The organism is Agromyces luteolus (assembly GCF_009729855.1).
Classification (GTDB): domain Bacteria; phylum Actinomycetota; class Actinomycetes; order Actinomycetales; family Microbacteriaceae; genus Agromyces; species Agromyces luteolus.
Map to the genome: position 1 here is coordinate 61,904 of NZ_WODA01000023.1, position 12,949 is coordinate 74,852.

The window sequence follows — 12,949 nt, forward strand, 5'->3', positions numbered from 1 at the left end:
CGCCCCTAGCCCTTGAGGCCCTGGGTGGCGACGCCGTCGACGAGGAAGCGCTGGAAGACGATGAAGAAGATCAGGATCGGCAGCAGCGCGAGGAACGAGACCGCGACGGTGGCGCCGTAGTCCGACGTGGAGGTCTGGTCGTTGTAGAGGCGCAGGGCGACCGGGAGCGGGTACTGCTCGGGACTGTTGACGTAGAGCAGCGGGCCGAGGAAGTCGTTCCAGGTCCAGATGAAGGTGAAGATCGCGGACGTGATCAGGGCGGGCTTGATCAGCGGCAGGATGATCGAGAAGAACGTGCGCCAGTGGCCGGCCCCGTCGATGCGGGCCGCTTCGTCCATGTCGCGCGGGATGTTGCGGATGAACTGCACGATCAGGAACACGAAGAACGCCTCGGTGGCGAGGAACTTCGGCAGGATCAGGGGCCAGTACGTGTCCACGAGTTCGAGCTTCTGGAACATGATGTACTGCGGGATGATCACGACGTGGAACGGCAGCAGCAGGGTGCCGATCATCGCGGCGAAGAGGATCCCGACGCCCTTGAACTGCACCCGGGCGAACGCGTACGCGGCCAGGGCCGAGGAGAACAGGGTGCCGATCACGGCCATCACGGCGATGAAGGTCGAGTTCGCGAAGAACCGCCACAGCGGCACCCCGGCGATGCCCTCGAGCACCTTGAAGTAGTTGTCGATCGTGGGGTTGTCGGGGATGAGGCCGGGGTTCTGGCCGAACTCGCTGGACGGCTTGAACGTGGCGATGAAGAGCCACACGAGCGGGTAGAGCACGATCGCGGTCAGGATCGCGAGGACCACGAACCAGATGATCGTGTTGATGGTCTTGCGCTTGATGCGGCGCCGCTCGACGGGCTTCTGGTCGAGTTCGATCTCGAGGAACTCGGGACGGGCGATCTCGCTGGTCGAGGTGCTCATCGGTTGTCTCCCGCGTAGTGGACCCACGACTTCTGGGTCTTGAAGAGGATGGCGGCGATGATCGCGACCACGATCACGAGGACCCACGCCATCGCGGCGGCGTAGCCCATCTGCAGGTCGGCGAAGCCGCGCTTGTACAGGTAGACGGTGTAGAAGTTCGTCATGCCCGCCGGGCCGCCCGAGCCGTTGGAGATGATGTAGGCCGACGCGAACACCTGGAACGCGTTGATCAGCTCGAGCAGCAGGTTGAAGAAGATCACCGACGAGAGCATCGGGAAGGTCACCGACCGGAACTTCCGGATCGGGCCGGCCCCGTCGACCTCGGCCGCCTCGTACAGTTCGCGCGGCACCTGCTTCAGGCCCGCGAGGAAGATCACCATCGGGGCGCCGAACTGCCACACCGCCAGCAGGATCATCATCGGCAGCACCAGTGCGACGTTGCCGACCCACCCGCCGATGTCGAGGCCGAAGAACGAGAGCGTGTTGTCGACCGGGCCGTCGGTGGAGAACATCGCCCGCCACACGATCGCGACTGACACCGACGCGCCGATCAGCGACGGGGCGTAGAACGACGAGCGGAAGAACGTCGAGCCGCGGTCGCGGTAGTTCAGCAGCATCGCGACCGCGAGCGCGGCGGCGAGCTTGATCGGGGTGCCGATCAGCACGTACACGAGCGTGATCTGCACCGACTGGATGTACTGCGGGTCCTCCGTGAACATGCGCACGAAGTTGTCCAGCCCGATCCACTTGGGCTCGGTGAACAGGTTGTACTTCGTGAACGCGAGGTACAGCGAGTAGACCATCGGGCCGAGGGTCAGGCCCAGGAACCCGATCATCCACGGGAGGAGGAAAGTGTAGCCCGTCGCCGTCTCGCGACGGTTGCGGACCTTCAGTCCGTGCCGCGTGGGGGTGTCGGGGCCGCGACGGCCGAGGAGGCGCGGACGGCCTTCCTTGTCGGCCGTGACGATCGCTCTCGTCAGGGTGGTGCTCATGGTCTCTCTCCCGGGTTCCGTGCCGAGGGTACCCCGGGTCCGGGCCGCCTGGGCCCGGACCCGGAGGATCCCTACTGGTTCAGGACGACGTCCATCTCCGCGAAGAACTGGCTCACGGCCTCGTCCACGGTGAGGGTGCCGAAGCCGAGCTCCGTGCCCAGCAGGCGGAACTTCTCCTCGAGCTGGCCGTAGCCGACGATCGGCACGGGCGGGGCGTCGCCGAGGCGGTCGCTGATCGACTCCTCGTAGGCGCGGATCTGCTCGCCCAGCGGGTCGAGCTCGGCGCCCTCGAGCATGGTCTCCGACGCGGGCAGGCCGCGGTTGGTGCCGAAGATCTCGCCGGCCTCGGGGCTGTTCACGAGGAAGTTCACGAGGGTGGCGGCCGCCTCGGGGTGGTCGGTCGACGCGGCGATCGAGTGCAGCATCGAGGGCTTGAGGTAGAGGTCCTTCGCGCCCTCCTCGGTGACGGGCGGGGCGACGAGGCCGAGCTCGGTGTAGCCCTCACCGAGGTTGCCGAGGTAGCCGGCGCCGAAGTTGTCCCAGGTCAGCTCGCTCGCGGTCTTCGCCGCGTCGAAGCCCGAGACCGGGTAGATCTCCTCGAGCTCCTGCTGGCTGATGACGGTGCCGTCCTCGCGGATCGAGTCGCCCTGCTCCCAGAAGGCGGCGAGGTCCTCCTCGGTGAAGTTCGGCTCGCCCTCGTCGGTGAAGAGGTCCTCACCGGCGGCGCGCTGCTGGATCTCGAAGTTCTGGATGCGGCCGGTCCAGTCGGTGCCGCCGTAGACCGCTCCGCCGGAGGCCTCGGTGACCTCGGCCATCCAGTCGTTGTAGTCCGCCCAGCTGCCGCCGGCGAAGTCCTCGACGCCGGCCTGCTCGAGCAGGACCGGGTTCGTGAACATGCCCCACGCGTTGGTCGAGGTCGGGATGCCGGTGGTCTCGCCGTTCACGACACCGATCGAGAGGATGTTCTCGCTGAGCGGCTCGGTGTCGATGATGTTGCCGAGGTAGGGCTCGAGGTCGAGGAGGAGCCCGTTCTCGGAGTACTGGCGGAGGTAGGAGTAGTCGAACTGCATGACGTCGGGGAGGCCGCCGCCGGCCGCCTCGGTCTGCCGCTTCTCCCAGAACTCGGGGAAGCCGAGGAAGGAGGAGTTCACCGTGATGTTCGGGTACTCCTCGTTGAACGCCGCGATCGCCTGGTCGTACAGGTCGGCGCGGACGTCGTTGCCCCAGAAGGCGAGGTTGAGGGTCACTTCCTCGTCGGGGTCGTAGGTCGCGGCCGGCTCGGAGCCGCCGGAGCAGCCCGTCAGCACGAGCGCCGCGCTCGCCGTGACCGCCGCGGCGGCGAGGGCCGCGCGTCGGGTGCGAATGTTGAACATCGTTGTCCTCCCGGAAACGTCTCTGTCTGCCTGGTGCATTCACGCTGGGTGGGAAAGCGCTTCCCCAAATGTAGCCCCATCGACGCGAATGGTCAATGCGGGGAGGAAAATCGTTTCAATCCGTGATCGAACCGAGATCGACCGGGGCGTCGCGATCGCAGGTCAGCACGCCGTCGACGACCTCGAGCGGAGCGGCGAAGATCGCGCTGCGGCGCGCGGATGCGGCATCCGTCGACCCCAGTTCCGAGCCGTCCCAGTGCGGGTGCGTGAAGTAGAACAGGATGCCGCGGCCGCGGCCGGCCACGACGTCGCCGTGCCGTCCGAAGGTCGCGTCCCCGCGCCGCCGACCGGGCGCACCGAGGATCACGTCGTCGGGCCCGCCCTGGCGTTCCCAGGTCACGGCATCGGCCGACCGGTGCACGCCCATGCCGCGCCACTCGTCGACGAGCATCCACCACCAGCCGCCGAGCTCGAACACGTTCGGACCCTCGTGCGGACGCCCGCCGATCGCTCGGCCCTCGACCCGCCAGGAGCGCGGCGCGAGGTCGTCGCTCGCCGCGACCCACGTGGTCGAGTCATCCGCCTCGTCCTTGACCCACATGCGCCAGAGCCCGTCGGGGCAGCGCGAGACGCACGCGTCGATCACGCGGTCGGAGCTCAACGGGACCTCGCCGACCAGCCGCCACGACGCGAGGTCGTCGCTGACGTACTCGACGATGCGGCGCGCGTGCCCCTCCCAGCGGTCGGGGATGCCGTCGATCACGGTGAGGTACATGCGGTAGCGCTCGCCGTCGAAGATCACCTCGGGGGCCCAGTGCGTCTCCGTCCACTTGCCGGCGTCGTCGCCGAGACGCAGGTCGTCGACGGTGCCGTCGAAGCGCCAGCGCACCCCGTCGACCGAGCGCGCGACGCCGATGCGGCTGCCGTGCACCCACGCGACGCCCGGTTCGTCGACCGACGCCCGCCGTTGCGTGTAGTACATCCACCACTCCCCCGTCAGGTGATGACGGATCACGGTCGGGTCGGTCGCGCCGTCGTGCACCGGGTCGTGGAACAGGGCGTCGTCGTATCGCCGCGAACTCATCGCCGCAGGTCGACGATCGGGCTCTCGAGGCTGCGCATCCGGTCGGCGTCGTCGCGCAGCGACGCGCGCTCGACCGTGCGTCCGCTCGTCGCCGAGGAGTAGATCGCCGTGACGATCTCGAACGAACGCGCCGGGTCGGTCGCCGTCGAGGGAAGCGGCGCACCCGTGGCGAGCGCGCGGTAGATGTCGCGCACGAGCGGGTCGTGGCCGCTCGGCTCCTCGTCGGCGGGCAGCGCCGACCACGCGTCGACGACGGCCGGGTCGACGCCCGGCGCCGGCGTGATGCGCCAGTGCTCGTGACCGTGGCCGTAGAGGTGGTCGACGGTGATGGTCGCGAGCTCGGTGTCGATGCGGATCGAGCTCGTCTCGCGGGGCGACAGCGCACTCGTGATCACCGACGCCACGACCCCGTTCTCGAACGCGACGGTCGCGGTCGAGACGTCCTCCATCTCGGTCTCGCGCGCGAGCCTCCAGAGCTGCCCGTTCACGCTCGCCCAGTCGCCGAGCAACCACGCGAGCAGGTCGATCTGGTGGATGCCGAGCCCCAGCGTCGGCCCGCCGCCCTCGGTCGCCCACTTGCCGCGCCACGGCACCGCGAAGTACTCGGGGGCGCGGTACCAGAGCGTCTGGCAGGTCGCCACGAGCGGCCGGCCGAGCGCGCCCGACTCGAGCAGTCCCTTGACGTGCGCCGCGGCCGTGCCGGTGCGCTGCTGGAACACGACGGCCAGTCGCCGGTCGTTGCGGGACGCGGCATCCGTCATCGCGTCGAGCTCGTCGAGTGCGAGCGCCGCGGGCTTCTCGCACACGACGTGCACGCCCGCGTCGAGCGCGGCGATCGCCTGCTCGGCGTGAACGCCGGGCGGCGTGCAGATGTGCAGCACGTCGATCGCGCCCGTCGCGAGGAGTGTCTCGAGCGAGTCGGCGACCGCGGGCCCGCCCCAGCGGTCGGCGAAGGCCTGCGCGTGGTCCAGGTGACGGTCGAGCACGGCGACGAGCTCGCCGTCGGGCGTGGCGCGAAGGGCCTGCGCGTGCGCGTCGGCGATCGCGCCGGTGCCGATGATCGCGGCGCGCAGCGGGGTGGTCGGGGTGGCCTGGCCGGTCTGGTCGGTCATCGGGCTCCTCCGAGGGGGTCGATGTCGGGGTCGATGGTCGTGTCGTAGCGCTGCAGTCGCCCGCACATGCCGAAGGCGGGGGCGACGGATGCCTCAGCCACGCGCGCCTCGCCGAGGCCCGGGTCGCCGCCGCTCGCGAGCGCGTCGAGGCGGTGGCCGGTCTCGCGGGCGACGGCGAGTGCGCCGGCCTCCCAGCGTGCGCGCCAGTCGGCGACGCGCGGGCGCGCCAACTCGGCCGCGCGGGCATGCAGGCGGGCGAGACGGTCGGCGTCGACCGTGCCGTCGCCGACGTCGCGGAAGAGCGCGAGGTACCCCTCGACCGCGAGGTCGCGGCGCGCGTGCGCGGCGGCGAGTCGATCGGCGTCGGATGCCGCGGCGCCCGGCAGCCGTGCGGCATCCGCGTATCGCCCGGCGTCGGCGAGCACGTCGTCGGGGAACGTCATCACGGCGTCGCCCGCCTCCGGGAGGCCGGCGTTCTGCATGATGACGCGCACCTCGAGGCCACCGTCGTTGATCGCGCGGTGGATGACGCCGGGCGCGAACCAGACGAGGTCGCCCGGGGCGAGCGCGCGCTCCTCGAACGCGCCGGCGCCGTCGATCGTGTGCAGGCGTCCGAGGCCGGCGACCACGAGGTACGCCTCGGCGGAGACGAGGTGCAGGTGCGGCGTTCCGCCCGCGAGCCCGTCGGGTGCGACGCCGTCGTAGACCTCGAGCGAGCTGACCGAGGTCGCGCCCGGGAAGCCTGGGATGGTCACGGCGCGCCCCGGGTTTCGGCGGCAGCGGGCCCGAGCAGGGCGGGCAACCGCTCGGTCGCGAGCGCGGCGAGCTCGGCGGCGCGCGCCGGGTCCGACGCGCCATCCGCGATCACGACGCCGTATCGCAGCGCCATCGTCGCGCCCGGCTCGATCACGTGCTCCTCGCTGAAGAACGGCGCGGGGCACAGGCACGCGAACTCCTCGCTGCGCGCGAACCACTGCGGCGGGTGCTGGAGGTTGCCGGGGTCGTCGACCATGACGATCGTCGACGCCGTGCCCGTCTCGTCGTGGCGGCCGGTGAAGCCCATCCACGGCGCGCGAATTCCGCGGAGCTCGTCGCCGCCCGCGACGCCGGGCGCGAGCACCTGCCCGCCCGTGAACGAGCGCGGTCCGCGCCAGAACAGGCCGCCGTAGCCCGCGTTCTCGCGGCCGCGGGTCGTGGGCGAGCCGATCGGGATGGCGCGGCCGGTGATGTTGGTGAGCGCGGTCGCGAAGCCGAGCAGCCACGCGTCGTCCGCGATGACGGATGCCGCGAGCGTGCGCTCCTCGCGGAAGATCGTCTCGCCCGCCTGGGTGACCCAGTCGAGGCGCTCGCGGATGCGGGCGCGGCCGCCGTTCGAGCTGCCGCCGGCCGCGGCATCCGTCTCGCCGTTCTCGAACGCGACGTGCCGCTGCTCGCCGTTGTTCGGCAGCTGCACGTAGCCCTCGCCGCGCACGAACGTCGGCCCGCCCCAGAAGTTCTCGTCGCCGACGACGGGCAGCGACCAGGCGATGCCCTTGTGCCAGACGTGGTCGTGCGGGCGGTACAGCGAGACGGTCTCGCCGCCGAGCGTGCGGATCGGGCTGAGGTACGGGCGCGGCGACTCGAACGTGGGGTGGTCGGGGCGGAAGACGTACTCGGCGAGCACGTCGCCGTCGGCGTGGATCATCAGGCGGTCGTCGTCGCGGGCGATGCGGAGGTCGGGCATCGGGCTCCTTCGGGGTCGTCGTCGATCCGGGATGCGGCGCTGGGCTCTCGCACTGCCTTCCTCGATTCGGGAAAGCGCTATCCCGAGCCTACACCGTCAACCGGGATCGCGCACGAACGCCCGGAGCTCGTCCGGCGCCGGGAACCCGATGGCGAAGAACACCTGCGGCGCGCCGACCGCCTGGGCGCTGCCGTCGTCCTGCTTCAGGCGGATGCCGCGGGGCGACGCCTCGGTGATCCGCACCCGGATCCACTCCCCCGTCTCCAGCCGCAGCTCATGCGGATCACCGAGGTAGCCGATGCCGAGCGCGTCGAGCGCCTCCTCGGCCGCGAGCCAGTCGAGCGCTCCGGTTCGCGGACGGCCCAGCAGGTCGATCGCGACGAAGCCGTCGCCCGCCGGCTCCATCCAGCCGATGAGCTCGCCGTCGATGCCGCGACGGTGCTCGATCCAGTCGGGGTCCATCGGGCCAGTGTCGCACGGTCGGAACTTCTCCGCGTGAGTCGTGGAGGTCTTGACAATTTTCTTTGTCAAGCGTAGTTTGGCCTCATGAACGAGCTGCGGGTCCTTGCAGACGGCGACGCCGTCGAGGTCGCGCTCGACCCGATCCGGGCGTCGATCCTCGACGCGCTGGCCGAGCCGGGGTCGGCGACCACGGTCGCCGCGAAGATCGGGTCGACGCGGCAGAAGGTGAACTACCACCTGAAGTCGCTCGAGGCGCACGGGCTCGTCGAACCGGTCGAGACGCGCGCGTGGGGCGGCATCAGCGAACGCTTCGTGCGTCGCTCCGCTCGGCATCTCGTCGTCTCGCCGAACGTGCTGCAGCCCACCGCGGTCGATCCCGATGCGATCGCCGATCGCCTCTCCGCCGCGTACCTGATCGCGGTGAACGCCCGAGCCGTGTCGGAGGTCGGGGCCATCGCGAGCGGCTCGGCGCCCGAGGCGCGGGTGCCCACGCTCACCGTCGACACGGTGATCGGGTTCGCATCGCCCGACGACCGAGCGGCGTTCGCCGGCGAACTGCAGTCGGCGATCGCCGCGCTCGCGGCGAAGTACCACCACGACGACGGCCGACCGCATCGCCTGACCGTCTCGTCCTATCCACGACCGAAGGAGTCGTCATGAACACGCCCGATCCCGACCGCGTCGAACACCGGATGGAACGCACCTACGACCTCGTCGCCACGCCCGAACAGGTGTGGAAGACGATCGCGACCGCCGACGGGATCTCGTCGTGGATGGCGCCGGCTCGACTCGAGCCGCGGGTCGGCGGCGAGATCTCGTTCGACCTCGGCGAGTTCACGTCGGCCGGCACGGTCACCGCGTACGCGCCGAACCGGCGATTCGCCTACGAGGAGCCGTGGCCGATCGGCACTCGGCCCGAGGACCTGCCGCCGGACATGGCCGAGTGGTTCGAGTCGATCGGCGCGCCGCTCTCCGAGGTCTACGCCGGCCTCGACCGGATCACGCCGATTGCCACGGAGTTCCTGATCGAGGCGGCGTCCGGCGGCACGTGCGTGCTCCGCGTCGTCACGAGTGCCTATGGCAGCGGCGCCGACTGGGAGAACGAGTTCTTCGACCAGATGGTCCGCGACCTCGTCCCGATCCTCGACCGCCTCGCGACCCGCTTCCCGGTCGCGGCGGGCTGACCGACGGAGGATGCACCATGACCGCTGCGGTCTCGGCCCACGGACCACCGAGCGCCGTAGTCGCTCGTCTCCCGCGGGATGATGGAGCCATGCCTGCCGTCCACCGCCCCGGTCTTCGGGTCGACGCGCGCCTCACGATCCCGGAGTCGGAGCTGTCGTGGCGGTTCTCGCGGTCGTCGGGTCCGGGCGGACAGGGCGTGAACACCGCCGACTCCCGAGCGGAGCTCGTGTGGGACGTGGCCGGTTCGGCCGCGCTCTCGGCCGTCCAGCGGGAGCGACTCGTCACGAGCCTGAGCGGTCGCCTGGTCGACGGCGTGCTGACCATCACCGCATCCGAGCACCGCTCCCAGTTGCGCAACAGGGATGCCGCGCGAATGCGACTCGCCACCCTCGTGGCCGACGCGCTGCGTCCGCCCTCACCGGTGCGCCGACCGACCAAGCCCAGTCGCGGGTCCAGGGAACGGCGTCTGGAAGCCAAGAAGCGACGCACCGACGTCAAGCGCCTGCGCCGCCCACCCGGCGACTGATCGGACGGCTAGGCGGCGGCCGGTCGGCGCGTCCCGCTAGGCAGGGTCCCTCAGGGGCTCGAGGGCGGCGAGGACGAGGTCGAGGCCGAAGCTGAACTCCTCCGCGGGGTCGTAGCCGGCAGCGACGAGCGCGGCGGCGGACTCGTTGAGGTAGGGGAACTCGTCAGGCGGCAGCTGGGGCAGGAAGACGTCCTCGGCCAGCTCCGCGAGCTCGTCGGCGGTGTCGAAGGGCAGGCTGGATTCCTGCAGGGCGAACCCGTAGACGTAGCTGTCGAGCACCCAGTTGGCGTGCGTCGCCATCAGGACCGGGAAGCCGGCCCTTCGCAGGCAGGCGGTGACCGCTTCGCGATGCCGGAGGTTCGCGGGCCCCGGCGATGTCCGCGATTCGATCAGCCCGATCGCCCACGGATGGCGCGCCAGAACCTGTCGGGCGGAGACCGCCCGCCGTCGCATCGCGGACTGCCAGTCGGTGTCGTCGGGCGGGAGCTCGATCTCCTCGAACACGACGTCGATCATGGCGTCCAGCAACTCGTCCTTGTTCGCCACGTAGTGGTAGAGCGACATCGCGCCCAGTCCGAGCTCAGCGGCAAGCCGGCGCATGCTCAGCCCGTCGGCGCCGTCGCGGTCGGCCAGACGGACCGCCTCGGCCACGACCAGCCGAGTACTCAGCCCCGCTCCTGACGCGACCTGGCGTTGTTCCCTCGCTGACACGGGTCTCCTCGCTCGCTCGAACGGCTTGACAATCGTACAGTGTACGAGCATAGTACAGCGTACGACGTACGGTGTACGAATCAACCGCCGCCACTCAGGCGGACGGACCGCTCCTCTCGAAAGATGAACCGATGACCATCCGGACCGAAACCCCGAACCTGCTCGACGAGTCACCGATCCCCGTGCGGGCCAAGCTCGCCGCCGCATGGACCAGCTTCATGTTCCTGTACATCTACGTGGACTACTACCACCTCTACAGGCCCGGCACGATCGACGACATCCTGGCCGGCGTCGTCTTCGAGTTCGACATCAGCCCGGTGCTGATGACCGCGTTCCTCGCACTGATCGCGATCCCCGCCCTGATGGTGGTGCTGTCCGTGACGCTCCCGGCCCGGGTGAACCGCGCTGCGAACCTCGTCGTGGCATCGCTGTACATCCCCGTCACGGTGTTCAACGCCGTCGGGGAGACCTGGGCCTGGGCCCCCTTCTACGCCCTCTCCATCGGAATCGAGCTGCTGCTCCTGGCCTTCATCCTGCGCTCGGCCTGGGCATGGCCCCGAACCCCCGCCGTTCCGGCCGGGCCCGCGACGTCCGACCTTCGACAGGACGTGCGGCGGTAGGCGCGGTGCGGCGACGGCGACGGCGACGGCAGGGCGACGACGACGGCGATGCGAGAGGGCCACGCCCGACGACGGGGCGCTCGAAGCGGCTGCGCCGCGTCAATCGCGTCGCAGATCCCGGGGCCGCGCGCGCCCGGCGACCGTGACCGTCGGCCAGCGCGGGTCGAGTGTGAGCACCTCGATCCCGTCGGAGCCGACGAGCACGGTGTCCTCGACCTTCGCGCCGGGCGCGGTGGGGTTCCACGCGAACGGCTGGCCGAGCTGCACGACGTCGGGGAGGCCGGGGACGGCGCGCGGGTCGCGGCCGGCGTAGCCGGCCGCGCCGCCCTGGTGGTGCCGCGTCCATTCGTGCGGGTCGAAGCCGTGCGACGCGTACGCAGCGGTGCCGGTCGCGAAGACGTCGGCGAGGCGAGCGCCGGGCACGGTGGCGTCGAGGAAGGCGGCCTCGACGTCGAGGATGCGGCGCTCGGCATCCGTCTCGGCGGGGTCGGCGGGGCCGAAGCGCACCCACCGGGTCGCGTTCGCGATGAGGCCGTGGCGGCGGCCGCAGACGACCAGCATGGCGCGATCGCCGAGGGGCGCGTCGGTGGGCAGCGGATGCCGGTGGGCCAGCCGGGAGCGTCCGGCCACGAGCGTCACGAGCGGGTCGATCCCCCGCGCAGCGAGGTCGCCCGACAGGCGTGCGGCCACGGCGCGCTCGGAGTCGTCGGGCGACGCGGCGAGCGCGGCATCCGTCATCGCCTCGGCGACCTCGCGGGAGAGGGCGCGGTAGCGCGCGAGCTCGGCCGGCAGCAGCGCGGCGCGGGCCGCGCGCAGGTCGGCCGCGGCATCCGTCTCGTCGAGGGCACCGAGGGCGTCGAGCCCGGCCGGCACGAGTGGCTCGTGCCACGGCACGCGGACGACCTCGAGGTCCGACGCGTCGCCGAGTTCCTCGGCGAGCAGGCGGTCGGCCTCGTTCGCGAACACGAACAGCGATTCGCCGCTCGGGCGCACGACGACCGCGGCCACCGGATCACCCGCGAGCGACACGTGCGTGCGCGCGCCGTCGAGGTACCACGCGACCGCGGTGTGCGACCGGAGCACGATCGCCGAGGCACCGCGCCGCTCGAGCAGGTCGAGCACGCGGGCGCGCTTGGCCGGGCGATCCGATCCGAGAGCGGATGCCACGGGCGCGACCCCGTTCACGCGCGCGCCCCGACGGCCGCCGGCGCCGCGGTGCTCTCGCGCGCCTCGAGCCGGGGGCGGTAGAGCACGGTGTGCTCGATCGGTCCGCCGCCGATCAGGGTGCGCAGCCGCGCCCAGACCTGCGCGCCGATCTCGGTGCGCGGCACCGACATGCTCGTGAGGCGCGGCGTCGCGTACCGCGCCATGGGCACGTCGTCGAAGCCCGCGACCGAGAGCTCCCCGGGCACGTCGACGCCGAGCTCGCGCAGGCGCGCCAGCAGGCCCAGCGCGACGAGGTCGTTGAACGCGATGACGGCCGTGACGCCCGCGCGGTGCACTTCGACGACGGCGGGCGCGACGGCCTCGCCGTCCTCCGGACGCGAGCCGCCCGGGATGCGCTCGATCCGCACCGACGGATGCATCGCCAGCGCCTCGTCGACCCCGCGCAGCCGCTCGGCGTTCGACGCGCTCGTCTCCGGGCCGGTGACGTACGCGAGGCGCCGGTGCCCGAGCCCGACGAGGTGGTCGACGAGGTCGCGGATGCCGCGGACGTAGTCGACGCCCACGATCGGCACGTCGAGGTCGGGCAGCGGGCGGTTCACGACGACGACCGGAGCGACGCGCTCGACGAGCCGGCGCAGCTTCGCCTCGGGCATGCGCGGCGCGCAGAGCACGAGCGCGTCGCAGCGCTGCCGCGCCTCGACCGCGATCGCCTCCTCGTCGTCGACGCGCTCGGCCGTGTCGGCGACGAGCACCCGGTAGCCGTCGTCGGCCGCGGCGAGGCTGAGCCCCTTCAGGATCCCCTGGAACAGCGGGTTCTCGAGGTCGGGCACGACCATCGCGACCGTCGTGTTGCGCCCGTGCACCAGGCTGCGGGCGACGAGGCTCGGCGAGTAGCCGAGTGTCGCGATCGACGCCTGCACCTTCCGCACGATCTCGGGGTCGACGCTCGCCCGGCCGTTCAGCACGCGCGACACCGACGCCGGCGAGACGCCCGCGTGCGCGGCGACGTCGGAGATCGTCACGCCCCTGCTTCGGTCGCCCATGCGTCCCCTTCCGGATGCCTCGGCC

15 protein-coding genes are annotated in these 12,949 nt (G+C 71.3%); 4 read left to right on the plus strand and 11 right to left on the minus strand.

Annotated features, from left to right (window positions below; genetic code table 11):
- Window positions 1-5: 5 nt before the first annotated feature.
- The 8 genes from GLX25_RS12160 to GLX25_RS12195 form a co-directional block, all read right to left on the minus strand.
- Complete coding sequence (locus GLX25_RS12160) at window positions 6-926, minus strand: carbohydrate ABC transporter permease (protein WP_155842722.1); 921 nt, start codon at window positions 924-926, stop codon at window positions 6-8.
- Window positions 923-1,918 carry a carbohydrate ABC transporter permease gene (locus GLX25_RS12165; protein ID WP_155842723.1) on the minus strand — a complete coding sequence of 332 codons (996 nt, stop codon included), beginning with the start codon at window positions 1,916-1,918 and terminating at the stop codon, window positions 923-925. Before GLX25_RS12165 ends, GLX25_RS12160 begins: the two co-directional genes overlap by 4 nt.
- A gap of 71 nt (window positions 1,919-1,989) precedes the next feature.
- Window positions 1,990-3,291: an ABC transporter substrate-binding protein gene (locus GLX25_RS12170; protein ID WP_155842724.1), complete on the minus strand. Its 1,302-nt coding sequence runs from the start codon at window positions 3,289-3,291 to the stop codon at window positions 1,990-1,992.
- Window positions 3,292-3,406: 115 nt separating this feature from the next.
- Window positions 3,407-4,375: a glycoside hydrolase family protein gene (locus GLX25_RS12175; RefSeq protein WP_155842725.1), complete on the minus strand. Its 969-nt coding sequence runs from the start codon at window positions 4,373-4,375 to the stop codon at window positions 3,407-3,409.
- Entirely contained in the window at window positions 4,372-5,487 is a 1,116-nt protein-coding gene (locus tag GLX25_RS12180) for a Gfo/Idh/MocA family protein (RefSeq protein ID WP_155842726.1), read from the minus strand. Before GLX25_RS12180 ends, GLX25_RS12175 begins: the two co-directional genes overlap by 4 nt.
- The gene (locus tag GLX25_RS12185) at window positions 5,484-6,242 is read right to left on the minus strand and encodes a cupin domain-containing protein (protein ID WP_166548771.1); all 759 of its coding nucleotides are present in this window, start codon (window positions 6,240-6,242) and stop codon (window positions 5,484-5,486) included. The genes GLX25_RS12180 and GLX25_RS12185 overlap by 4 nt, the downstream gene beginning before the upstream one ends.
- Window positions 6,239-7,210 carry a DUF6807 domain-containing protein gene (locus GLX25_RS12190; RefSeq protein ID WP_155842727.1) on the minus strand — a complete coding sequence of 324 codons (972 nt, stop codon included), beginning with the start codon at window positions 7,208-7,210 and terminating at the stop codon, window positions 6,239-6,241. The genes GLX25_RS12185 and GLX25_RS12190 overlap by 4 nt, the downstream gene beginning before the upstream one ends.
- A 96-nt stretch (window positions 7,211-7,306) precedes the next feature.
- Window positions 7,307-7,672, minus strand: coding sequence for a hypothetical protein (locus GLX25_RS12195; protein WP_155842728.1), 366 nt, complete (start codon window positions 7,670-7,672; stop codon window positions 7,307-7,309).
- 84 nt (window positions 7,673-7,756) lie between these two features.
- On the opposite strand from GLX25_RS12195, the gene GLX25_RS12200 reads away from it, so the two are divergent.
- The 3 genes from GLX25_RS12200 to arfB all read left to right on the plus strand — a co-directional run bounded on the left by GLX25_RS12200 (window position 7,757) and on the right by arfB (window position 9,383).
- A complete protein-coding gene (locus GLX25_RS12200; protein WP_155842729.1) occupies window positions 7,757-8,332 on the plus strand; it encodes an ArsR/SmtB family transcription factor in 576 nt (191 codons plus the stop codon).
- Window positions 8,329-8,856, plus strand: a complete 528-nt coding sequence (locus GLX25_RS12205; RefSeq protein ID WP_155842730.1) for an SRPBCC family protein — start codon at window positions 8,329-8,331, stop codon at window positions 8,854-8,856. Before GLX25_RS12200 ends, GLX25_RS12205 begins: the two co-directional genes overlap by 4 nt.
- Window positions 8,857-8,945: 89 nt before the next feature.
- The gene (arfB, locus tag GLX25_RS12210) at window positions 8,946-9,383 is read left to right on the plus strand and encodes an alternative ribosome rescue aminoacyl-tRNA hydrolase ArfB (RefSeq protein ID WP_155842731.1); all 438 of its coding nucleotides are present in this window, start codon (window positions 8,946-8,948) and stop codon (window positions 9,381-9,383) included.
- A 36-nt stretch (window positions 9,384-9,419) separates the two neighbouring features.
- Here the strand turns inward: arfB and GLX25_RS12215 are convergent, their stop codons facing one another.
- Window positions 9,420-10,094, minus strand: coding sequence for a TetR/AcrR family transcriptional regulator (locus GLX25_RS12215; RefSeq protein ID WP_166548772.1), 675 nt, complete (start codon window positions 10,092-10,094; stop codon window positions 9,420-9,422).
- 131 nt (window positions 10,095-10,225) lie between these two features.
- Here GLX25_RS12215 and GLX25_RS12220 point away from each other — a divergent pair, with 131 nt between their 5' ends.
- The gene (locus GLX25_RS12220; RefSeq protein ID WP_155842733.1) at window positions 10,226-10,714 is read left to right on the plus strand and encodes a DUF6326 family protein; all 489 of its coding nucleotides are present in this window, start codon (window positions 10,226-10,228) and stop codon (window positions 10,712-10,714) included.
- A 99-nt stretch (window positions 10,715-10,813) separates the two neighbouring features.
- On the opposite strand, the gene GLX25_RS12225 is transcribed toward GLX25_RS12220, so the two are convergent.
- Window positions 10,814-11,899 carry a M24 family metallopeptidase gene (locus GLX25_RS12225; protein ID WP_271192584.1) on the minus strand — a complete coding sequence of 362 codons (1,086 nt, stop codon included), beginning with the start codon at window positions 11,897-11,899 and terminating at the stop codon, window positions 10,814-10,816.
- The gene (locus GLX25_RS12230) at window positions 11,896-12,903 is read right to left on the minus strand and encodes a LacI family DNA-binding transcriptional regulator (protein WP_309299154.1); all 1,008 of its coding nucleotides are present in this window, start codon (window positions 12,901-12,903) and stop codon (window positions 11,896-11,898) included. Before GLX25_RS12230 ends, GLX25_RS12225 begins: the two co-directional genes overlap by 4 nt.
- Window positions 12,904-12,949 lie beyond the last annotated feature (46 nt).